This window comes from Streptomyces sp. NPDC059534, assembly GCF_042743475.1.
Lineage (GTDB): Bacteria > Actinomycetota > Actinomycetes > Streptomycetales > Streptomycetaceae > Streptomyces.
On sequence record NZ_JBHWAQ010000006.1, the window covers coordinates 25,932 to 47,977 of the forward strand.

Sequence of the window (22,046 nt, forward strand, 5' to 3'; positions counted from 1 at the left end):
CGGCTTCGGCTTCGGCTTCGGCTTCGGCTTCGGTCAGAACATGCTGAGGAGCTGTTCCACGGTGGGCTCCGCCGCTCCGCCGCCGTCCGGCAGGGCCAGTTCGAACCAGACGGTCTTGCCGCGCGGGGTACGGCGCGAGCCCCAGGAGGAGGAGAGCAGGCCGACCAGCTGGAGGCCGCGGCCGCCCTCGTCGGTGTCCCGGGCCCGCCGGCGCCGCGGCTGGACGAGCCCCGCGTCCCAGACCTCGCAGACGAGCGTGCGGTCGCGCAGCAGCCGCAGCCTGATCTCGCCCTCGCCGTACCGCAACGCGTTGGTGACGAGTTCGCTGACGAGGAGTTCGACGGTGTCGACCAGCGGTTCGAGGCCCCAGGCCGCGAGTTGGGCGCGGGCGAGCTCGCGGGCCCGGCCGACCGAGCGGGGTTCCCTGGGCAGCTGCCAGTCGCCGACCGCCTCGCTGGGCAGTCCCTGGATCCTGGCCATGAGGAGCGCGATGTCGTCCTCGCCGTGCCCGGTGTTCAGGCTGTTCAGGACGCGGTCGCAGACGTCCTCCAGCGGCCGCTCCGGGTCGGTGAGGGCGTGTCGGAAGGCGCTGAGGCCCTCGTCCAGGGGGTGGTCGCGGGACTCGACGAGGCCGTCCGTGTAGAGGGCGAGCAGGGCGCCTTCCGGCAGGTCGACCTCGACCTCCTCGAAGGGCTCGCCACCGACCCCGAGCGGCATCCCGGGGGGTACGTCGAGCAGCAGGGCCTCCTCGCCGGGTTCGACGAGCACCGGCGGGAGGTGCCCGGCGTTGGCGAAGGTGCAGCGCCGGGTGACCGCGTCGTAGACGGCGTAGACGCAGGTGGCGAGGTAGACCTCGGAGAGTTCGGGGCCCCGGGACTTCTGGGTGCGGGACTGCTGGGTGCCGATCGGGGCGCCGAGGCCGCGGGCGATCTCGTCGAGGTGGGAGAGGACCTCGGCCGGCTCCAGGTCGAGCTGGGCGAGGGTGCGGACGGCGGTGCGCAGTTCACCCATGGCGACGGCGGCGCGCAGACCGCGGCCCATGACGTCCCCGATGACGAGGGCGGTGCGGTGGCCGGGGAGTTCGATGACGTCGAACCAGTCGCCGCCGACCTCGGTGGCGGCGGTGCCGGGCAGGTAGCGGCAGGCGATGTCGAGGCCGGCCGCCTCGGGGTCGCCGGGCGGGAGGAGGCTGCGCTGGAGGATGAGGGCCCGTTCGTGTTCGCGGCGGTACAGGCGGGCGTTGTCGATGCAGACGGCGGCGCGGGCGGCGAGTTCGACGGCGAGGGCCCGGTCGCGTTCCCCGAAGGGTTCGCTGCCCTTGGCGCGAGAGAACTGGACGAGGCCGACGACGATGTCGTGGGCGACCATCGGGACGACCAGGGTGGACTGGACGAGTTCGCCGTCGGCGCCCGGCACCGTCACGATGCGGCCGGTGCGCAGGGCTCCGGCGCACGGCGAGTTGAACGGGTAGCGGTGGACGGCTCCGACCTCGATGGGGACGGGTCCGCAACAGCCGCTGTCCGGGGCGTGGCCCTCGTCGGTTCTGAGGGGGGTGTCGGAGACGGCACTGGCGAAGGCGACCCTGCGGAGTTCGGCGCTGCCCGCCCCGTAGCCGACGTCGTGGGAGCTGCCCCAGCGGCCGGGCGGGGCCTCGTCGCCGGTCAGCAGGCCCTGGTAGAGGTCGACCGAGGCGAGGTCGCAGAAGCCGGGGACGGCGACGTCGAGCAGCTCGCGGGCGGTGGCCTCCAGGTCGAGGGAGTTGCCGATGCGGGCGCCGGCCTCGTTGAGGAGGGCGAGGTTGCGGCGGGCGCTGGCCGCTTCCCTGGCCGCGTTGTGGCGGCGGGTGACGTCGATGCCGAGGCCGGCGACGCCGACCGGCCGGCCGGTCCCGCTGTGGACCCGGTAGAGGTTGATGGACCAGTGGCGGCGGTCCCGGGCGCCGGGTGCGGCGCCCACGATCTGGAAGTCGGTGACGGACTCCCCGGTGTCCAGGACCCGCTGGAGGGCGGTGGTCATCCGGTCGGCCTCGGGGCGGGTGAGGTAGTCGTGGACGGTGCGGCCGCGGTGGTCTTCGGCGGATCCGCCGAAGACGGTGGCGAAGCGCCGGTTGGCCCGCTTCACCGTGAGGTCGGTGCCGAAGAGCAGAAATCCGAAGGGAGATTGGCCGAATATCGCCTGGGAGGCGGCGAGGTCCGTCTCGATGCGGCGCAGGGCCCGCACATCGACGACGATGCACAGCGCGGCGCGCTCCCCGGTCTGGGTCTCGCTCGGCATCACGTACATCTCGGCGATGCCGTGGGGCCGTTCCTCGCCGGGCAGGCGGAACGGGACGAGCCCGGTCCACTCCTTGCCGTCGAGGATCTCCTTGACCCTCCGGTGTCCGCGCTCGCGCAGGTCGGCGGGCATGAACGCCTCGACCGGGTCCTTGCCCCTGGCTTCCTCCGCGGTCACCCCGAAGAGGTCAACGGCCCGTCGGCTCCACTGCTCGACGAGGCCGTCGGGCCCGATCGAGAAGGAGGCGACCCGGATGTAGTCATAGATGGAGCCGGGCGGGCTGCTCTGCCACACGACGCCGCCGCTCGCCGTCTCGGATATCTCGCTCACGCGACCGTCCCCTCCAGCTCACCGCACCGGATCGGCCATGCCCGCAGTATTCAATACGGCAGGCCCCGACGGCACGACGTTCCCGATCACAGGGTGGTCTCGGTCGTCCCGTGCCGAGTACCGGTGATCGTTGTCCCACCCTGTTTACTCACCAGGGAGAGCCAGCTCGAACCATACGGTTTTGCCCGTCCTTCCTTTACGGGTCCCCCAGCGCCGTGCGGAACAGGCCACGAGGCCGAGACCGCGGCCCCCTTCGTCCTCGGGTCCCGAGGAGCGCGCGGTCGGCGGATCCGGAAGCGGATCGGAAACCTCCACGAGCAGCGCCGGCGCATGGGCCGGGTCGGTGCCGTCGGGGTGGGTCCGGACGAGCCGGACCCCGATCGGGCCGGAGGCGTACCGCAGCGAGTTGGTCACCAGCTCGCTGACCAGCAGGACGGTCACATCGACGACGGCCGCGTCGAGCTGCCAGGCCCGCAGGGTCTCGCGCACGGCGTGGCGGGCCGTACGCACGGCGTTCGCCTCCGCGGGGAAGTTCCACTCGGCGCGGTCGCCGTCGGTGTCGATCACACCCGATCACTTCCCCAGCCGTGTGTCAGCAGGCAGACCCGCATCCTCTTTCAAGGGATCAATCTGGACATACCCGATATTTGGGGCGGGATATCGTGCCGACGGCAGCAGTGGGCGCACGGTGGCACGAACGGCGTACAGACTCAGCCGCGCGCCCCGTCGACGGGCGCCTCCGGCAGCCTCCGCCCGGCCTCGGCGACGGCGGGCCGGTCCTGGTCGAGCCAGTCGACCGCGTCCAGCTCGTGCCGGGCGAGCCAGCGCAGCGCGTCGTGGTCCTCCAGCGGGCGCGGGGTGCCGGAGAGCAGGCGGGCGGTCCATACCCGCAGGACGTATCCGGGCTTCAGCGGCCATTCGCCGGGGATGCGCTCGCCCGGCTCGACCTCCACGCCGAGCTCCTCCCGGAGCTCGCGGACCAGGGCCTCTTCACCGCTCTCCCCGGGTTCGAGCTTGCCGCCGGGCAGTTCCCAGCGGCCGGCGAGCTCGACGGGGGCGCTGCGGCGCGCGGCCAGCAGCCGGCCCCGGTCGTACAGGGCGCCCGCGACGACGACCACGACGCCGCTTCCCCGGTCGGGGTCGGCGTCGCGGCGGGACTCGCCGTGGCGGGGCACATCAGGGCGGGGCTCAGGGGGGCCGGCGGGGTCGGTGGTGCGTTCCGTCATGGGCGCGAGCGTAGCCCGGCCCGGGCGGCGGCCACCGGGCTCAGAGAGCCGGGCTGCCGATGCGCTCGACCCAGTAGAGCTGCTTGTGACCGCGGTCGTCGAGGCTGTCCGCGATCTTCTGGGCCTCGTCCCTGGTCGCGTACCTCCCCACCCGGTAGCGATTGCCGTTGTCGTCCTGCCGTATGACGAGCCACGGGAGGAGAGGGCCGCTGTCGGTCATCAGGCTTCTCCTTCCGCCGGTCCGGGCGCAGTCGAGGATCTCCGGGAAACCGCAATCCGCATATGCCGGAGCTTACGCCTGACCTTCACACAGCGGATATGCGTTTTCACAAAGAGATACGGATCGGCCGGGAACCGACGGAAGGAGGCCGAAGCTCACACCCCGGGCGTCACGCGGGGAACGGTCGGCACCGGCATCAGGACGGGACCGCCCGCACCCTGCGGGTCCTTGCGGCAGACGTCCCCGCACGCGGCGTCGAGCGAGCAGCAGGGCCCGGGGGGCGGTGCGGCCGCTCCCGGGTCCGGGGTGGGCGTGGTGACCGTTTCCGTCATGAGGGTTCCTGCCGTCCGGCCGGATCGCGGGTACGGCCAGGAAGCCAGGAGCCGGGCATGACGCCCGCCGTAGGCGAGTGGTTGCCACGCGGTGACGCGGCCTGACGCCCCGTTAACTCCGGGTCACGCGCCCCGGACACCCGTCCCCGCTGAGCGGGCCCACGGACCGGGCCATGGGCCCGGACAGAGAGACCGGGGCCGAGGCAGGGGCCGGACAGAGACCAGGGCCTGGGCCGGACCCGGACAGGGACCGGGACCAGGGCCGGACCTCTCGCGGGTCAGCGGACCGGCAGGTGGTAGGCGATGCGGTAGCGGTCGGCGGGGACCACGACGTCGGCGGTCTCGACGGCCCGCCCGGAGGCGTAGTACGTCCGCTCGACGACCATCACCACGTGTCCCGGGACCCCGCCGAGCGCGAGGAGCTCCTCGGCGAGGCCGGGCCGGGCTCCGACCTCCTCGACGACGTTGTCCACGACGACGTCGATGGCGGCCATCCGCTCGACGACGCCGCAGCCGCCCAGCGGGCCCTCCTCGGGCAGCATGACCGGGGTCCGGCCGGTGACGGCGAGCGGCTCCCAGGAGGTGGAGACCATCATGGGCTCGCCCCCGTCCCGGTACACGTACCGCGTGCGCATCACCCGCTCCCCCGGGTCGATGCCGAGCCGCTCGGCGACCTCGTCGCTCGCCCGCTCCTGCTCGCTGTTCGACTCCCAGGTGCCGCGGGCCCCTTCCGCCGCCTGTTCCTGGCGGAACGGGGTGCCGCCGGCCGCCGGGCGGTATCCGGAGCGGGCGATCCGGCGCGGCACCGGACGCTCCCGCACGTAGGTGCCCGAGCCCGAGCGTCCTTCCACGAGCCCCTCGGCCATGAGTACCTTGCGGGCCTCCAGCGCGACGGTGTCCGACACCCCGTACTCCTCGCGAATGCGTGCCTGCGAGGGGAGACGGGTATGCGGCGGAAGCGAGCCGTTCGCGATCTTCTCCCGCAGATCGCTCGCCACGCGCAGATAGGCGGGCTGCTCACCGAACGTCACTGGACACTCCCCTCAGGTTGACTGACAGCTACAGCCTGACAACCGACGGTGGCGATCCGCAAGCATGGGCCAAAGTTTCACTCGATGTGATGACAGCTTGACCCGAGCCCTTGCTACCCACGGTCACCCCGGATAGGCGTCGCCGAACCCCTTGACCTCATTGGTCCAGACCAATACGTTCCTGCCTGAACGCCTCGGAACACTCTCCCGCACGCTCCATCCCGCCTCGCACAGGAACGAGCCCATGCGTCCCAGAGCCATGACCAAGCTGACCTTCGGCGCGGCCGCCGCCGCCACCCTCGGCCTCCTCGCCACCCTGGCCCCCACCGCCGACGCGCACCAGCCCTCCGCGCACACCCCCGCCCTCAAGCGGGTCGGCTACTTCACCCAATGGGGCATCTACGGACGGAACTTCCAGGTCAAGGACCTGGAGCAGAGCGGCACCGCCGGCAAGCTCAGCCACATCAACTACGCCTTCGGCGTGATCGGTTCGGACGGCAAGTGCCTCATGGGCAACGCACCGGGCTCCGACCCGTGGGCCGACTACGTGCGCCCGGTCGACGCCGCCAACTCCGTGGACGGCGTGGCCGACACCGCCGACCAGCGCCTGGCCGGCAACTTCAACGAGCTGCGCGAGCTGAAGGCGAAGCACCCCGGCCTCAAGGTCATGATCTCGCTGGGCGGCTGGAGCGGCTCCGCGCACTTCTCCGACGCGGTGCGCACCGACGCCGGCCGCAAGGCCCTCGTCGCCTCCTGCATCGACACGTACATCAAGGGCAACCTGCCGGCCGACGGCGCCCGCGGCGGCGCGGGTGCCGCCGCGGGGGTCTTCGACGGGGTCGACCTGGACTGGGAGTGGCCGGGCTCGGACGGCGCCCCGGGGAACGTGATCCGCCCCGAGGACAAGCCCAACTTCACCAAGCTGGTACGGGAGTTCCGCACCCAGCTCGACGCCTACGGGCGCTCGCTTCCGCAGCGCAGGCACTACGACCTCAGCGCCTACGTCCCCACCGCGCCCGCCAAGATCGACGCGGGCTTCGAAGTCGCCAAGATCATCCGGGACTTCGACTTCGTGAACCTCCAGGGCTACGACTTCCACGTCTCCGGCGAGAAGACCACCGCCCAGCAGTCGGCGCTCTTCGCCAGGAACGACTTCAGCGTCGACCAGACCGTCAAGGCATGGCTGCGGCGCGGCGCCCCCGCCCGCAAGCTCGTGGTCGGCATGCCGTTCTACGGGCAGGGCTGGACCGGCGTCACCGGCGGCGGCGACGGCATCGGGCAGCCGGCGACCGGGCCCGCCCCCGCGACCTGGACGGCCGGCTCGGAGGACTACAAGTTCCTGAAGGTACTGGCGGATTCGGGCACGTACCAGCTCCACCGGGGCACGCGGAACGGCCATGCCTGGCTCTTCGACGGCACCACCCTGTGGACCTACGACGACCCGACCGTGCTGCGCACCAAGGCGTCCTACGTCCGGCAGAACGGACTCGGCGGCGCCATGGTCTGGTCCCTCGACGGGGACACCCCCGACGGTGAGCTCATCACCGCGATCGACCGGGGCCTGACCCGCCGCTGAACCGCACCCGGCGTCGCCCCGGCCGCCCGCTCGGCGGCCGGGGCCGCGCCGACGGCTCAGGCCGAGGTGCCCTCCTTCGCCGGCAGGGTGTCCGTCAGGCCGAGCGCGGTCCGCGCCTCCGCGCCGAGGTTCTCCGGCAGGGCGTCCCAGGCGGTGTCGTACGCGTCCCAGTACGCCTCCGCGTCGGCGGCCCGCGCCAGCTTGCCGAACTCCTTGGAGGCCGCGTCGAGGGTCGTGCCGAGCCCGGCGACCGGGGCGGTGGAGGCGCCGGGCCAGGACTGCGCCTTGAGTCCCGCGCGCGCCCCGTCGATCGCCGCGACCACCTTCCCGGCCCACGCCTTGTTGGCCGCGAAGTCCTCGTCCGGGTCCTCGTCCGGTTCCTCGTAGACCGCCGCCTCGATCGGGTTGACGGCCTTGAGGAAGTACGCCTGGTCCAGGGTCAGGGTGGACGTGTCGGAGCGCACCGAGCCCTTGAAGGGCTCGCCCTCGCTGGCGTACGCGCAGATCACGGACCGGTCGCCGAGCCGCCAGCTCTCCTTGCTGGGCAGGTAGTAGTACGTCCAGACGTCCGTGGGCACGGCCCAGGTGTCCAGGGCGTACGTCGAGTTGATCGTGTCGCAGCGCTTCTCGGCCAGTGCGTCGACCGCGTCCTCGCCGGGCCACGTGTCGAAGCCGGTGACCTTGAAGCGGCCGGTGACCTCGCCGTCGTGCGGGCCCGCGCAGTCGACGACCTCGACGTGGGTCGCGTACTCCTTCGCCTTGTCCTTGTCCCCGAAGCAGTCCCCGGTCCGCAGCGAGGAGGGCGACTTGGTGCGGGACGCCTCGTCCACGTTCTCCTTGAAGCCCTGCCATGCCGAACCGATGCCGCCGGTCACCAGGCCCACGACGAGCAGCAGGCAGCTCAGCGCCGAGAGGGCGATGCCCGCGATCGCGAGCCCCTTGCCCGCCTGGTCCCGCTTCCTGATCTGCGGCAGGGCCATGAGGCCGAGGACCAGGCCGAGGGGCGGGAGGCAGCAGACGACGCCGGAGACGAGCGAGCCGACGGCGAGGCCGTTGGTCGTGCGCCGCGGCGGCCCGTAGGGGCCGACGCCGGGCATGCCGGGCGGGCCGTACGGCGTGTACGGCATCCCCGGCGAGGTGTACGGGCCCGGGGCGGGCCAGCCCGGCTGCTGCGGCCCTCCCTCGGGGAACGGGGGCGGCGGGGTCGGCTGGATCGGCTCCACGGGTACGGGCTCCTGTTTCGGGGCGGGCGGCGCGAACAAACGATCGGGCGCGCATCGTACGTGGCCAGGTGGAGCGGGCGGGCAGGCGGGGGACGCCGAGGGGCGGCCGCCCTCAGGCGACCGCCCCCCGCACCTTCGATCAGGACCGGAACCTCCGGGTCAGAACTGCAGGGCCCAGGAGTCGATCTTCCCGGTGTCGTAGGCCGCGTTGTCCGTGACCCGCAGCTTCCACGTGCCGTTGGCGACCTCCGAGGAGGCGTTCACGGTGTAGGTGGTGTTGATGTTGTCCGTGCTGCCGCCGGTGCCGAAGGTCTTCAGCGTGTACGCCGTGCCGTCGGGGGCGATCAGCTGGACCTGGAGGTCGCCGATGTACGTGTGGACGATGTTCACCGGCACCTGGAGGGCGGCGGGGGCGTTGCCCGTGACGCCGCTGACGGTGACCGGGGACTCGACGGTCGCGTTGTCGGCGATGGCGAAGTCCGCGGTGTTCTCGAACTTCGGGCCGGTGGGCGGCGGGGTGGTGGAGCCGCCGACGTAGAGCAGCCGGTTCGGGGAGCCGGTGCCGGGGCCGGTGACGACGTTCGGGGTGGCGGCGGTCGTCAGGGCCGTGGAGACCTGCGCCGGGGTCGCCGTCGGGTTGGCGGCGAGGTAGAGGGCCGCGGCGCCGGCGACGTGCGGGGACGCCATCGACGTACCGGAGATGGTGTTGGTGGCGGAGTCGCCGGTGTTCCAGGACGAGGTGATGGAGGAGCCCGGGGCGAAGAGGTCGAGGCCGCTGCCGTAGTTGGAGTAACCGGCCTTGGCGTCGCTCGACGTCGTGGCGCCGACGGTGATGGCCTCGGCCACGCGGGCCGGGGAGTGGTTGGCGGCGTTGTCGGTCTCGTTGCCGGCGGCGACCGCGTAGGTGACGCCGGAGGCGATCGAGTTGCGGACGGCCTGGTCGAGGGCGGAGTCGACGTCGCCGCCGAGGCTCATGTTGGCGACGGCCGGCTTGACGGCGTTCTGCGTCACCCAGTCGATGCCCGCGACGACCTGCTCGGTCGTGCCGGAGCCGGAGTCGTCGAGGACGCGGACGCCGACGATCTTCGCCTTCTTGGCGACGCCGTAGGAGGAGCCGGCGACGGTGCCCGCGACGTGGGTGCCGTGGCCGTGGCCGTCCTGGGCGGTGTTGTCGTTGTCGATCGCGTCGTAGCCGTTGAAGGCCCGGCCGCCGAAGTCGCTGTGGCTGATGCGGACGCCGGTGTCGATGATGTACGCGGTGACGCCCTGGCCGGCGGTGTCCGGGTAGGTGTAGCTCTGGTTCAGCGGGAGGGCCTTCTGGTCGATCCGGTCGAGGCCCCAGGACGGCGGGGAGGGCTGCGTACCGTCGATGTGGAAGACCCGGTTCTGGACGACGGACTTCACGGCCGGGTCGGCCGCGAGCTTCCGCGCCTGCGCCTCGGAGAGTTCGACGGAGTAGCCGTTGAGCGCCGAGGTGTACGTGCGCTTGATCTTCGCGCCGAAGCGGGCGGCGACCGCCCGGCCCTGGGCGGTCTCCGCCTGCGCGGACTCGTCGAGGGTGACGATGTAGCTGCCCGCGATGGTGCCCTCGGCTCCGGCGTTCTCGATGACGCCCTCCGGGGCGGCCGGTGAGGCGGCGGCCGGGAGGGCGGAGAGGGATCCGAGGGTGAGGGCGGCCGCCGCGAGGGCCGCGGCGGTGGCGATTCGGCGACGTGAGTCACGCATCACTGACATGTGAGGGGTCCTCCTCATTGGTGGTGCGCTGCTGTGGGGGATGGCACGGGACCTTGAACGTGACGAGGACATGACAAGAGCAGACGCCAAGTCCACACCGCTTCGAACGTCCGGCTGCCGAGCGAAAGATTGGCTGATCCATAGGAATCCCACAAGGGTTTCCCGCGCCCCGTAACGCCCGCGCCACACGGCTGCCATGCTGCGTCCCATGACCGCCTACGTGTGTCCCCGTTGCCAGGTCCACTCGCCCACGTCCGCGCTCACCTGGTGTTGTCCGAAGTGCCGCGGCCCCTGGGACCTCGACTTCGCGAGTACGCCGGTACCCCTCCCGTCACTCGCGTCACGTGTGAATTCATTGTGGCGTTACGCGGAGGCACTGCCTCCGATGCCGCTCGCGGCCGAGGTGACCCTCGGGGAGGGCCGCACCCCCCTGGTCCCCCTCACCGAGTCCGTCTCGGCCAAACTCGACTTCCTCATGCCGACCCTGTCGTTCAAGGACCGCGGCGCCGTCATGCTCGCCGCGCACGCGCTGCGGCTGGCCCGCGCCGGAGTCCTCGAACGGGTCGTGGCCGACAGCAGCGGCAACGCCGGCACGGCGGTGGCCGCGTACGGGGCACGGGCCGGACTCGACTGCCTCGTGTACGTCCCCGCCGGCACGTCCCCGAAGAAGCTGGAGCAGATCCGCGCCCACGGCGCCCGGGTCGTCGAAGTGGACGGCGACCGCGAGGCCACCGCCCTGGCCGCCCGGGCCGCCGCCGACGAACCCGGCACCTTCTACGCCTCGCACGTGTACAACCCGTACTTCCCGCACGGCACCAAGACCTACGTCTACGAGCTCTGGGAGGAACTCGGCGGCCGCCTCCCCGACACGATCGTCGTCCCCGTCGGCAACGGCACCCTCCTCCTCGGCGCCGCCCTCGCCCTCGACGAACTCCACCGCCACGGCCTCACCGACACCCGGCCCGCACTCGTCGCCGTCCAGGCCGAGGCCGTCTCCCCGCTGGCCACGGCCTTCCACGCCGGCGCGGACGACCTCACCGGACCGGCCCCCGCCCGCCCCACCCTCGCCGAGGGCATCGCCATCACCGCCCCGCCCCGCGCCGGCCAGATCCTGCGGGCGGTACGGAAATCGGGCGGCACGTTCCTGACCGTCACCGAGGAGCAGATCCGCACCGCCCAGCGGGACCTCGCCCGCCGCGGCCTCTTCGTCGAGGCCACCGGAGTGGCGTGCTGGGCGGCCGTGCGCGCGGCCCCGCCCCGCCCCGGCCTCACCGTGGTGCCCCTGTGCGGTGCGGGCGCGAAGACGGGCCTGACTCCCTGAACCCGACCCCGTCCCGAATTCGCCCGACTCGGCACCCGCGCGGACGCCGAGCTCCTCGCCGCCTATCTGGATCGGTACCTGCCCCGGACCGACCTCGACTACGACCAGCCCGCGGCCCTCGGCGCCCTGCTGCGGCTCGACGCCGGCCTCGGGACGGCGTACGCCGACCGGTTCACCGGCCCGGACGGCCCCTGGGACGGCTGGGTCCGGGCCCGGAAGCCCTCCGACGAGTCCTCGTACACCCCGGAGAGGCTGCGTCGGCCGGCCGACCTCCGAGGCGACTTCGCCGACGGCTGGACCCTCCCCTGACGCCGCACCGGGACCACGCGGGTCCGGGTGGTCCCGGTCCCGGGCGTCCGAATCAGAACTCGTCGGCGCCGTTGCGGAGTTCGTAGGTCCAGTAGCCGGTCTTGGCGGCGGCCTCGTCGACGGCGAGGCCGCCGGCCGGCGCCTTGACGACGACGCTGCCCTCGGCGGGGCCGTCGGCGGCGAAGAGGTTCACGTTGAACTCGTTGACGACCTTGTTGTCCTCGTGGACACCGCCGAGGGCGACGCGCACGTTGGCGTAGGCGGGCTCGCCGGCCTTGAGGACGATGGCGGCGGACGGCTTGCTCTTCGCCACGGCCGGGACGTCCTTGGCGGTCTGGACGGGACCGAAGGCGATCAGCGGGTACTGGAGGAGGGTGCAGGAGCGGCCCGAGGTGTTCGTGGCGGTGAGGACGATGTGCTCGGTCGGGACCTCGTCCGCCTTCTTCGCCGTGATCCTGACGTCGCCGAAGGCGCAGGCGGGGGCCTTGGCGGAGGTCTTCGAGCCGCCGGTCGAGCCGGTGGAGCCACTGTCCCCGGACGCGCTCCCGCCGCCGGACGTGGCGGTCGATCCGCCGGCCGAGCCGGAGCCCGAGCCGTTCTTGGCGGCGGTCTGGTCGCCCGCGCCGCCCGCGGCCGTCCCGCTGTCGGCCGTACCGCCGGACGTCTGCGAGGCGCTGGCGCTGCCCGCGTCCTTCGCGCCGGTGGCGCCGTCGTCGCCGCCGCAGGCGGTCAGCCCCAGCGAGAGGGCGGCGATGGCGGCGGCGGCCAGGACGGTGTTCTTGCGGTGGTGACGCATGGTGGTGCTCCCCCGTTGACGCGGTCGGTCGGCGCACATGAATCCGTGCACCGTGCTGCGTCCAGCTTCCGGCCCCGCGCTGCCGTCCCGCTTGCGTACCGCTAACGATCCGCTGACAGCCGCGAAAGCCGCTCCGTCGCCCGCGCCGAACCCTCCGTGAAACCGGCCTTCTCGGACGCCGCGATCGCGCGTTCCAGCTGGTCAGCGGCCTCGTCGAGGCGGCCGATGCCGGCCAGCGCCTCACCCCGGACGATCTGCAGCTGCGCCTGGACGACCACCGCGTCGGGCGCGACCAGTTCCCCGGCGCGAACGGTGTGGGCGAGCGCCGCCTCGTACTCCTCCGCCTTCAGGCAGTGCCCCGCCAGATGCTGGAGGGTCAGCACCTGGGTGGAGGGATGGCCGGTGCGGTCGGCGAGCGACACCGCGTGCATCATGAGCAGACCGGCCCGCTCGTGCTCCCCGGTCGCGTCCAGGACGGCGGCGTAGTTGACGTACGCGATCGCCTCGCTGACGGTGTCGCCCACCCGGGCCGCCAGACCGGGCGCCTTCTCCAGATGGACGAGCGCCTCCGCGTCCCGCCCCTCCTCGTGCAGGATCCAGCCGAGCAGCGCCCGGGCCCGCGACTGGGCGTCGAGGTCGCCGACCTGCTCGGCCGCGGCGAGCCCGGCCTCCAGGAGCGGTGTCCAGCCGTCCCCGATCCGCATGAGCATCAGCGGCCACTGGACGAGGGCGAGCCGCCAGGCCCGGTCGTGCAGGCCGAGGGAGACGGCGACCGCCACCGCGCCCTCCAGGGCGGGGCGTTCGGCCACGTACCAGTCGAGGGCCGCCGTACGGTCCTCGAACTCCCTTGTCGCGGCGGGCCGTCGGGCGTCCGCGGGCAGCGAGTAGCAGGGCTGGGAGCCCGGTTCGGCGGCGGCGTCGGCCGCCAGGCCGGTGTAGAGGTAGTGGTCGAGGAGGCGGGTCAGACCCTCGGGGTCGGCCTGCGGGGCGAGATGGCGGGCGTACAGACGCACCAGGTCGTGCGGAGTCCAGCGGCCCGGCACCGACTCGGTGAGCAGATGCGCGGCGGCGAGCCGGTCCAGGTCGACGGAGGCGTGCGCGGGGGACGTGCCGGCGAGCGCGCCGGCCGCGAAGCGGTCCAGGTCCGAGCCGGTGTGCAGCCCGATCGAGCGGAACAGCCGGGCGGCGGACTCGGGCAGCTGCTGCACGGTGAGATGGAGCGCCGCCGACACTCCCCGGTCCTCCACGTCGAGCAGCATCAACCGGCTCTGCTCGTCGGCGAGTTCGCCGACCATCGCGTCGAGCGTCCACTGCGGGCGCTCGGCCAGGCGGGCCGCCGTCACCCGCAGCGCGAGCGGCAGCCCGTCGCAGAGCCCGGCGAGCCGCGCGGCGGCGGCGGGCTCGGAGGCGACCCGCTCCACGCCGAGCACGGTGGTCAGCAGAGCCGTCGAATCGGCCGTCGGAAGGTGCGACAGCGGCACCGGCCGGGCGGCGTCGGAGGCGATGAGCCCACCCAGCCGGTCACGGCTGGTGACGACGGTCGCGCAGTGGTCGCCGCCCGGCAGCAGCGGCCTGACCTGCTCGGACGAGCGCGCGTTGTCGAGGACGACGAGCAGTCGGCGGCCGCTCGTCAGCGAGCGGAACAGCGCGCCCCGCGCCTCGACGGCCTCCGGGATGCGCTGCGGCGGGACGCCGAGCGCGAGCAGGAACTCGCGGAGCACGGCGGCCGCCTCCGGCTCCGCGGTGTCGCTGAAGCCGCGCAGGTCGGCGAAGAGCCTGCCGTCGGGGAACTCGGCCCGCCGCTGGTACGCCCAGTGCACGGCGAACGCCGTCTTGCCGACGCCCGCGGGCCCGGTGACCAGACAGACGGGCGCCTCCCCGGCGCCCACCGCCCGGTCGAGCGCGACCAGTTCGGCCCCCCGGCCGGTGAAGCCGCGCGGCGCGCGCGGCAGCCCCTCCGGCACCGGGACGTCGACCGGGACGACGGGACGCGGCGCGGTGACGGGTTCGGCGGAGCGCAGCAGCGTCGCGTACGCCTCGCCGAGCGTCTCCCCGGGGTCCACGCCCAGCTCCTCGGCGAGCAGCCGCCGGGTCCGGTGGTACCAGTCGATCGCGTCCGACTGGCGCCCCGAGCGGCCCAGCGCCAGCATCAGCGCGGCCGCCAGCGACTCGCGCAGCGGATGCGCGACGGCCTCGGTGCGCAGCACGGCGGCCGCCCGGGCATGCTCGCCGAGCTTCCCGTACGCCTCCGCCAGCGCCTCCACGGATGCCAGCCGCAGCTCTTCGAGCCCCCCGGCCGCCGCCTCCAGCGGCCTGCTGTGCACGGTCCCGGTGAGCGCCGGCCCCTGCCAGTACGACAGCGCCTCCCGCAGCATCCGCACCGCGTCGGCCGGCTGCCGCTGCACTCCCGCGAGACCCACCAGCTCCTCGAACCGGTGCGCGTCCACCAGCGACTCCGGCATCCGCAGCACGTACGCCGAACCGTGCGTCGCCAGCTCCACCCCGTACGCCTCGGCCTCATGCTCCGCCAGCAGCGCCCTCAGCCGCGACACATGCCCCTGCAACACGGTCTTCGCATGCGTGGGCGGCTCGTCCTCCCACAGCGCGTCGATCAACTGCCCCACGTTCACCGCGCTGTTGGGGCGCAGCAACAGCATCGCGAGCAGGCTGGTCCGCTTGGCGGGCCCCAAGGCTACGTCCCTGTCCTCCGCCACCAACGCAACGGAGCCGAGCAGCCTGAACTCCACCTGATACCTCCGCGATCCCTGTCCCCCACGCCCCCCGTCCCCAGCGACCGAGGATACGCGGACCCCACCCACCCCCCACACGCCCCACAGCCGACCCCCGCCCCCCCTGGCCGGAAACCACACCGCCCCCACACAGAAGGGGCCGAACCCACCCGGGCCCGACCCCTTCCGGCACACACGGGGGACTACACGTTGAAGCGGAACTCCACCACGTCGCCGTCCTGCATGACGTACTCCTTGCCCTCCATGCGGGCCTTGCCGGCGGCGCGGGCGTCGGCTACGGAGCCGGTGGAGACGAGGTCGTCGAAGGAGATGACCTCGGCCTTGATGAAGCCCTTCTGGAAGTCGGTGTGGATGACACCGGCGGCCTCGGGGGCGGTGGCGCCCTGCTTGATGGTCCAGGCGCGGGATTCCTTGGGGCCGGCCGTCAGGTACGTCTGGAGGCCGAGGGTGGCGAAGCCGACGCGGGCGAGGGTGGCGAGGCCGGGCTCCTCGGCGCCGACGGACTGGAGGAGCTCCATGGCGTCCTCCTCGTCGAGCTCGGCGAGGTCCTGCTCCAGCTTGGCGTTGAGGAAGATGGCCTCGGCCGGGGCGACCAGGGCGCTCTGCTCGGCCTTGAAGGCGTCGTCGGTCAGCTCGTCCTCGTCGACGTTGAAGACGTAGAGGAACGGCTTGGTGGTGAGGAGGTGGAGGTCGTGGAGGAGCTCCGCCTTCTCCGAGCCCTGGAGGATGCCCTGCGAGAAGAGGGTGTCGCCCTTCTCCAGGATCGCCTGGGCGGCCTCGACGGCGGCGACCTTCGGCGCCGTGTCCTTCTTGATCCGCATCTCCTTCTGGAGTCGCGGCAGGACCTTCTCGATCGTCTGGAGGTCCGCGAGGATCAGCTCCGTGTTGATCGTCTCGATGTCGTCCTTCGGCGAGACCTTGCCGTCGACGTGGACGACGTTCTCGTCCTTGAAGGCGCGGATGACCTGGCAGATCGCGTCCGACTCGCGGATGTTCGCGAGGAACTTGTTGCCGAGGCCCTCGCCCTCGCTCGCGCCGCGCACGATGCCGGCGATGTCGACGAAGTCGACGGTCGCCGGGAGGACGCGCTGCGAGCCGAAGATCTCCGCGAGCTTGGTCAGGCGGGCGTCGGGGACACCGACGACGCCGACGTTGGGCTCGATGGTGGCGAACGGGTAGTTGGCCGCCAGCACGTCGTTCTTGGTCAGGGCGTTGAACAGGGTCGACTTGCCGACATTCGGCAGACCGACGATTCCGATCGTGAGCGACACGGTGGCGACTTCCTGAAGTGTGGACGGGGGGCCGATCCCCCAGTTTACGGGCGGGAAGAACCGGCCAGTGACGTCCGCCTTCGGTCGATCTCGGGCGCAACGTCACCCAAAGGGCGTGTCCCGGACCCGGTTCCCGGCCCGATCCGACCTACGTTGGTGGTGTGGAGCAGCACAGGACAAGTCAGCCGCAAGGCCGCCGGGGGCCGCAGACCCCCGTCACGCCGCCGCCCGCGCTCGTGGAGGGTGCGGCCGTGTACCGCGTGACCGGCAGGTCAGGGCGGGCCCGCGGGGGCGCCCGGGTCGAGCGGGCCGGGGCCGCGGCCGCCGCCGTTCCCGGGCGCGGTTCCGGGCGGCCGCCCGGGGCCCGGCCCGTGCCGCCCGTGGTCGTCGCCCTGCGCCGGCTGCCCTCGCCCCGCCTCACCGGGCTCGGCGCCGGGCTCTTCGCCTCCGCCGTCATGCTGACGCTCGGCTTCCTCGACCTGCTGCTCCTCGACGGCTCCCCCGTCGTCTACGGGGTGCTGTTCCTGCCGGTCAGCGCCCTGACCGCGCTGTGGGTGCGCACCGCCGACCTGGTCACCGCCCCGATCAGCGTCCCCATCGCCTTCGCCGTCGGCGTCGTCCCCGTCGCGGGTGGCACCGGCGGTCTCGGCGGCCAGGCCATGGCCGTCGTCACCGCCCTCGCGGTGCACGCCGGCTGGCTCTACGGCGGCACCCTCGTCGCCGGCCTCATCGCGAGCGTCCGCAAGGTGCGCGACATGGGCCGCCGCCAGCAGCGCACCGCCCTCGCGGCCGCCCGGGGCGCCGCACCGGCTCCCGAGGCCGCCGCCGGCGCCGCCGAGGCCCCGGGCGGACGCACCGGCACCCCCCGCCGCCGACCCGTCGTGTGAGGCCCCGGCGGGTCCCGTCGTGTGAGGCCCGGCGGGTCCCCGCCGGGCCTCGCCCCTGAGGGTGTCGCCGCCAGGACCCTCACCTGCGGGCCGCGCCCGTCGGGACCCTCGCCGGCGGGCCATGCCCCTCGGCTCATGCCTCGCGTCGGCGCTCGCGCCGTGGGCGGTCGGCCTTGTGGTGGTTCAGCTCGTGTGTGCCGCCATGGCCGCGCCGACGATGCCGGCGTTGTTCCGGAGTTCGGCGGGGAGGATTTCGGCGCGGATGCCCTCGATGAGGGGGAGGAACTTGTCGGCCTTGCGGCTGACGCCGCCGCCGATGATGAAGAGCTCGGGCGAGAAGAGCATCTCGACGTGGGCGAGGTACTTGCGGAGCCGGCGGGTCGCCCAGTGCTCCCAGCTGAGGTCCTCGTCCTCCTTGGCGCGGGTCGAGGCGCGGGTCTCGGCGTCGTGGCCCTTGAGTTCGAGGTGGCCGAGTTCGGTGTTCGGGACGAGGCGGCCGTCGGTGAAGACGGCGGAGCCGATGCCGGTGCCGAGGGTCAGGAGGATGACGGTGCCCTTGCGGCCGCGGCCGGCGCCGAAGGTCATCTCGGCGAGTCCGGCGGCGTCGGCGTCGTTGAGGACGGTGACGGGGAGACCGCCGAGGCGGTCGCCCAGGAGGGTGCCGGCGTCGACGCCGATCCAGGACTTGTCGACGTTGGCGGCGGTCCGGACGGTCGATCCGGTGACCACGCCGGGGAAGGTCACCCCGACGGGGCCGGTCCAGCCGAAGTTCGCCACGACCTCGGCGACGCAGCCCGCCACACCGTCGGGTGTGGCGGGCTGCGGGGTCAGTACCTTGTGGCGCTCCTCGGTGAGCGTGCCGCGCTCCAGGTCCACGGGGGCGCCCTTGATGCCCGAGCCGCCGATGTCCACTCCGAAGACGTTCATGGACCCACGGTAAGGGCTGGAGGGCCTGGCTACTCCTTGACGGGAGCCGCGGCGGTGAGCTTCTCGGCCTCGGCGCGGAGGTCCTTGTTGCGGAGCTCCTTGGGGAGGGAGAAGGTCAGGGACTCGTCGGCGGTCTTGACGATCTCGACGTCCGCGTAGCCGCGCTCGGACAGCCACTCCAGGACCTCTTGGACGAGGATGTCCGGGACGGAGGCGCCGGAGGAGAGGCCGACGCTGGTGACGCCTTCGAGCCATGCCTCGTCGATCTCGCTGGCGAAGTCGACGAGGTACGCGGCGGGGACGCCGGCCTGCTTGGCGACCTCGACCATGCGGATCGAGTTCGAGGAGTTCTTCGAGCCGACGACGATCACCAGCTCGGCCTGGCCGGCGAGCTCCTTGATGGCGATCTGGCGGTTCTGGGTGGCGTAGCAGATGTCGTCGGACGGCGGGGAGATCAGCTGCGGGAACTTCTCCTTGAGCGCGTCGACCGTCTCCATCGTCTCGTCGACGGAGAGCGTGGTCTGCGAGAGCCAGACGACCCGGGAGGGGTCGCGGACCTCGATCTTGGCGACGTCGCCGGGGCCGTCGACCAGCTGGATGTGGTCGGGCGCCTCGCCGGAGGTGCCGATGACCTCCTCGTGGCCCTCGTGGCCGATGAGGAGGATGTCGAAGTCCTCGTTGGCGAAGCGGACGGCTTCCTTGTGGACCTTGGTGACCAGCGGGCAGGTGGCGTCGATGGTCTTCAGGCGGCCCTCGCGGGCCTCCTCGTGGACGGTGGGGGCGACGCCGTGCGCGGAGAACATCACGATGTTGCCCGGCGGGACCTCGGTCGCCTGGTCGACGAAGATCGCGCCCTTCCGCTCCAGGGTCTGGACGACGTACTTGTTGTGGACGATCTCGTGGCGTACGTAGATCGGCGCCCCGTACTGCTCCAGGGCCTTCTCCACGGCGATCACGGCACGGTCCACGCCCGCGCAGTAGCCACGGGGTGCGGCGAGCAGGACACGCTTCGGGCGGTTCGTCGCGGGCGTTGCAGTCATGGGTCCCATCGTAAGGCCGCGTCGGTGAGCGGTTTGATCGGCGTGGTGGCCGAAACTGTCGCCATGGCCGAGGAGACGCAGGTGGCGGCGGGCGCGGGGCACACGGGTCTTCGGCGGACCCTCGGCTTCCGCGACCTGGTGGTCTACGGCCTGCTCTTCATCGCCCCGATGGCCCCGGTGGGCGTCTTCGGCACGCTGGACGCCAAGTCGGACGGGGCCGTCGCACTGGTGTACCTCGTGGCGACCGTGGCCATGGCGTTCACGGCGTTCAGTTACGCGCAGATGGTGCGGGTCGCGCCGCAGGCGGGCTCGGTCTTCACGTACGCGCGCAAGGGGCTGGGGGAAGGGCCGGGATTCGTCGCCGGGTGGATGGCGATGCTCGACTACCTGCTGATCCCGGCCGTCGCCTACCTCTTCGCGGGCATCGCGATGGAGGCGCTGGTCCCGTCGATCCACCGGTGGGTGTGGACCGGGATCGCCGTGGTCGTCACCACCCTGCTGAACCTGTGGGGCGTGCGGGCGGCGGCCCGGGTCGGCTTCGCGGTGCTCGCGATGGAGATCGTCGTCCTGCTGGTCTTCGTCGTGTCGGCGGTGGTGGTGCTCGTACGGGACGGGGCGCGGCGCGACTGGTGGTCGCCGCTGACGGGGGACGCCGGGTTCTCCCCGGCGGCGGTCCTGGGCGCGGTGTCGGTGGCCGTCCTGTCCTATCTGGGCTTCGACGCGATCGCCTCGTTCGCGGAGGAGGTCACGGGCGGTTCGGCGAAGGTCGCGCGGGCGGTGCTGTTCTGTCTGGCCCTCGCGGGTGTGCTCTTCATCGCGCAGTCCTGGCTGGTGGCGCTGCTCGAACCGGTCTCCTCGGCCGAGCTCGCGGCGGATTCGGCGAAGCAGGGGTCGGCGTTCTACGACGCCGTGGACGCGTCCGTGGGTGGCTGGCTGCACGATCTGGTGGCCGTCTCGAAGGCGATCGGCGCGGCGTTCGCGGCCCTGGCGGGGCAGGCGGCGGGCGGGCGGCTGCTCTTCGCGATGGGCCGCGACCGGCGGCTGCCGCATGCGCTCGCCCGTACGGACGGGGGCGTGCCTCGGGTGGCGCTGCTGGTGGCGGCGACGGTCACGATGGTCGCGGCGGTGTGGGCGGCCCGAAGGGACGACGGCCTCGACCACCTCGTGTCGGTGGTCGACGTCGGCGCGCTCACGGCGTTCGTGCTGCTGCACGCGAGCGTGGTGGGGTGGTTCGCGGTACGGCGGGCGGAGGGGCCGCCGGACTGGCTCCGGCACGTCGTGATGCCGGTGACGGGGGCGGCGATCCTGGTCGCGGTGATCGTGGAGGCGTCGGTCGCCGCCCAGGTGGTGGGCGCGGTGTGGCTGGGCGTCGGCCTCGTCGTCCTGGCCGTCCAGGGCGCGACCCGGAGCTCCGCGCGCGCGTGACCCGGTCTGCCCGGCGGTCCTGACGTTGTCGTACCGCGCGGTTACGCTCGGTCCATGGGTCTGACTACGTCCGCCGAAGCACCGCTTCCCGTCGGTGAGGTCTCACGGCTGATCGGGGGGTGGATCGACCGGCTCGGGGCGATCTGGGTCGAGGGGCAGATCACGCAGCTGTCGCGGCGGCCCGGCGCCGGGGTCGTCTTCCTGACGCTGCGGGATCCCTCGCACGACATCTCGATCGGCGTCACCTGCTATCGCAAGGTGTTCGACGCGGTCGCGGACGTCGTGTCGGAGGGCGCCCGGGTCGTCCTGCACGCGAAGCCGGAGTGGTACGCGCCGCGCGGGCAGCTGTCGCTGCGGGCCGTGGAGATCAAGCCGGTGGGGATCGGCGAGCTGCTCGCCCGGCTCGAGCAGCTGAAGAGGAGCCTGGCGTCCGAGGGGCTGTTCGCGCTCGACCGGAAGAAGCCGCTGCCGTTCCTGCCGCACCGCGTCGGCCTGGTCTGCGGCCGGGCCTCGGCGGCGGAGCGGGACGTCCTGGAGAACGCGCGGCGCCGCTGGCCCGCAGTCAGCTTCGAGGTGCGGAACGTGGCGGTGCAGGGCGTGAAGGCGGTCCCGCAGGTCATCCAGGCGGTGAAGGAGCTGGACGGGCACGCGGACGTGGACGTGATCATCGTCGCGCGGGGCGGCGGCAGCGTCGAGGACCTGCTGCCGTTCTCGGACGAGCGGCTGGTCCGCGCGGTGGCCGACTGCCGTACGCCGGTGGTCTCCGCGATCGGCCACGAGCCGGACTCGCCGCTGCTCGACCTGGTGGCGGACCTGCGCGCCTCGACCCCGACGGACGCGGCCAAGAAGGTCGTACCGGACGTCGGGGAGGAGCTGGACCGGGTGCGCGGGCTGCGGGACCGGGCGCTGCGGACCGTGCGGGGGCTCCTCGACCGGGAGGAGCGCGGTCTGACGCAGGCGCTCGCGCGGCCCGTCATGGAGCATCCGCAGCGGATGGTCGAGGTCCGCGAGGACGAGCTGGTGGCGCTGCTCGCCCGCAGCCGGCGGGTGCTCGGGCATCTCCTGGACCGGGCGGACTCGGAGCTGTCGCACACCCGGGCGCGGGTCCGGGCGCTGTCGCCGGCGGCCACGATGGAGCGGGGGTACGCGGTGCTCCAGCGGGTGGACGGGACGGTGGTCCGCTCCCCCGCGGAGGTCGCGGAGGGCGAGGAGCTGCGGGCGCGGGTCGCCGAGGGCGAGTTCGCGGTGCGCCGCGTGGCCGCCGACCCGTCCTGAGCGGGACGGCGACGCGACGCCGGGCGGGACCCCCGCGCCCGACCGATCGGGTCGGGGACGGCCGGAGAGACAGAGAAGCAGACGGGTACGACGGAGGGT

At 72.8% G+C, this 22,046-nt stretch carries 19 protein-coding genes; 6 read left to right on the top strand and 13 right to left on the bottom strand.

Annotated elements, in window-relative coordinates; translation table 11 throughout:
- Positions 1-33 precede the first annotated feature (33 nt).
- The 6 genes from ACFVZH_RS09310 to ACFVZH_RS09335 all read right to left on the bottom strand — a co-directional run bounded on the left by ACFVZH_RS09310 (position 34) and on the right by ACFVZH_RS09335 (position 5,413).
- Positions 34-2,604, bottom strand: coding sequence for a SpoIIE family protein phosphatase (locus ACFVZH_RS09310; protein ID WP_384894930.1), 2,571 nt, complete (start codon positions 2,602-2,604; stop codon positions 34-36).
- Between the two features lie 144 nt (positions 2,605-2,748).
- Entirely contained in the window at positions 2,749-3,171 is a 423-nt protein-coding gene (locus ACFVZH_RS09315) for an ATP-binding protein (RefSeq protein ID WP_384894932.1), read from the bottom strand.
- Positions 3,172-3,314: 143 nt separating this feature from the next.
- Positions 3,315-3,722 carry a (deoxy)nucleoside triphosphate pyrophosphohydrolase gene (locus ACFVZH_RS09320; protein WP_384895421.1) on the bottom strand — a complete coding sequence of 136 codons (408 nt, stop codon included), beginning with the start codon at positions 3,720-3,722 and terminating at the stop codon, positions 3,315-3,317.
- A gap of 148 nt (positions 3,723-3,870) precedes the next feature.
- Positions 3,871-4,050 (bottom strand): SPOR domain-containing protein, encoded by a 180-nt coding sequence (locus ACFVZH_RS09325; protein ID WP_384894934.1) that lies wholly within the window; start codon positions 4,048-4,050, stop codon positions 3,871-3,873.
- A gap of 155 nt (positions 4,051-4,205) precedes the next feature.
- Positions 4,206-4,382 (bottom strand): hypothetical protein, encoded by a 177-nt coding sequence (locus ACFVZH_RS09330; protein ID WP_384894936.1) that lies wholly within the window; start codon positions 4,380-4,382, stop codon positions 4,206-4,208.
- A 278-nt stretch (positions 4,383-4,660) separates the two neighbouring features.
- Entirely contained in the window at positions 4,661-5,413 is a 753-nt protein-coding gene (locus ACFVZH_RS09335) for a GntR family transcriptional regulator (RefSeq protein ID WP_384894938.1), read from the bottom strand.
- A 244-nt stretch (positions 5,414-5,657) separates the two neighbouring features.
- On the opposite strand from ACFVZH_RS09335, the gene ACFVZH_RS09340 reads away from it, so the two are divergent.
- Positions 5,658-6,989, top strand: a complete 1,332-nt coding sequence (locus tag ACFVZH_RS09340; RefSeq protein WP_384894940.1) for a glycoside hydrolase family 18 protein — start codon at positions 5,658-5,660, stop codon at positions 6,987-6,989.
- A gap of 56 nt (positions 6,990-7,045) precedes the next feature.
- On the opposite strand, the gene ACFVZH_RS09345 is transcribed toward ACFVZH_RS09340, so the two are convergent.
- Both ACFVZH_RS09345 and ACFVZH_RS09350 read right to left on the bottom strand, forming a co-directional pair.
- The gene (locus ACFVZH_RS09345) at positions 7,046-8,212 is read right to left on the bottom strand and encodes a DUF4190 domain-containing protein (protein WP_384894942.1); all 1,167 of its coding nucleotides are present in this window, start codon (positions 8,210-8,212) and stop codon (positions 7,046-7,048) included.
- Positions 8,213-8,371: 159 nt separating this feature from the next.
- Positions 8,372-9,946, bottom strand: a complete 1,575-nt coding sequence (locus ACFVZH_RS09350) for a S8 family serine peptidase (protein ID WP_384894944.1) — start codon at positions 9,944-9,946, stop codon at positions 8,372-8,374.
- A gap of 196 nt (positions 9,947-10,142) precedes the next feature.
- Between ACFVZH_RS09350 and ACFVZH_RS09355 the strand changes: the two genes are divergently transcribed.
- Both ACFVZH_RS09355 and ACFVZH_RS09360 read left to right on the top strand, forming a co-directional pair.
- Positions 10,143-11,267: a threonine synthase gene (locus ACFVZH_RS09355; RefSeq protein WP_384894946.1), complete on the top strand. Its 1,125-nt coding sequence runs from the start codon at positions 10,143-10,145 to the stop codon at positions 11,265-11,267.
- A 78-nt stretch (positions 11,268-11,345) separates the two neighbouring features.
- On the top strand, positions 11,346-11,576 hold the full coding sequence (locus ACFVZH_RS09360) for a DUF6000 family protein (RefSeq protein ID WP_384895423.1): 231 nt from the start codon (positions 11,346-11,348) through the stop codon (positions 11,574-11,576).
- Between the two features lie 52 nt (positions 11,577-11,628).
- Here the strand turns inward: ACFVZH_RS09360 and ACFVZH_RS09365 are convergent, their stop codons facing one another.
- From ACFVZH_RS09365 to ychF, 3 genes are all read right to left on the bottom strand, one after another.
- A complete protein-coding gene (locus ACFVZH_RS09365) occupies positions 11,629-12,372 on the bottom strand; it encodes a DUF4232 domain-containing protein (protein WP_384894948.1) in 744 nt (247 codons plus the stop codon).
- A 101-nt stretch (positions 12,373-12,473) separates the two neighbouring features.
- A complete protein-coding gene (locus ACFVZH_RS09370) occupies positions 12,474-15,119 on the bottom strand; it encodes a BTAD domain-containing putative transcriptional regulator (protein WP_384894950.1) in 2,646 nt (881 codons plus the stop codon).
- Between the two features lie 185 nt (positions 15,120-15,304).
- Positions 15,305-16,393, bottom strand: coding sequence for a redox-regulated ATPase YchF (gene ychF, locus ACFVZH_RS09375; RefSeq protein WP_384894952.1), 1,089 nt, complete (start codon positions 16,391-16,393; stop codon positions 15,305-15,307).
- Between the two features lie 161 nt (positions 16,394-16,554).
- On the opposite strand from ychF, the gene ACFVZH_RS09380 reads away from it, so the two are divergent.
- Positions 16,555-17,280 carry a DUF6542 domain-containing protein gene (locus tag ACFVZH_RS09380; protein ID WP_384894954.1) on the top strand — a complete coding sequence of 242 codons (726 nt, stop codon included), beginning with the start codon at positions 16,555-16,557 and terminating at the stop codon, positions 17,278-17,280.
- 183 nt (positions 17,281-17,463) lie between these two features.
- On the opposite strand, the gene ppgK is transcribed toward ACFVZH_RS09380, so the two are convergent.
- Both ppgK and ACFVZH_RS09390 read right to left on the bottom strand, forming a co-directional pair.
- The gene (gene ppgK / locus ACFVZH_RS09385) at positions 17,464-18,207 is read right to left on the bottom strand and encodes a polyphosphate--glucose phosphotransferase (protein ID WP_384894955.1); all 744 of its coding nucleotides are present in this window, start codon (positions 18,205-18,207) and stop codon (positions 17,464-17,466) included.
- A 29-nt stretch (positions 18,208-18,236) separates the two neighbouring features.
- On the bottom strand, positions 18,237-19,256 hold the full coding sequence (locus ACFVZH_RS09390) for a 4-hydroxy-3-methylbut-2-enyl diphosphate reductase (protein ID WP_384894957.1): 1,020 nt from the start codon (positions 19,254-19,256) through the stop codon (positions 18,237-18,239).
- 54 nt (positions 19,257-19,310) lie between these two features.
- On the opposite strand from ACFVZH_RS09390, the gene ACFVZH_RS09395 reads away from it, so the two are divergent.
- On the top strand, positions 19,311-20,672 hold the full coding sequence (locus tag ACFVZH_RS09395) for an APC family permease (protein ID WP_384895425.1): 1,362 nt from the start codon (positions 19,311-19,313) through the stop codon (positions 20,670-20,672).
- A gap of 54 nt (positions 20,673-20,726) precedes the next feature.
- On the top strand, positions 20,727-21,947 hold the full coding sequence (xseA, locus tag ACFVZH_RS09400) for an exodeoxyribonuclease VII large subunit (protein WP_384894958.1): 1,221 nt from the start codon (positions 20,727-20,729) through the stop codon (positions 21,945-21,947).
- Positions 21,948-22,046: the final 99 nt, after the last annotated feature.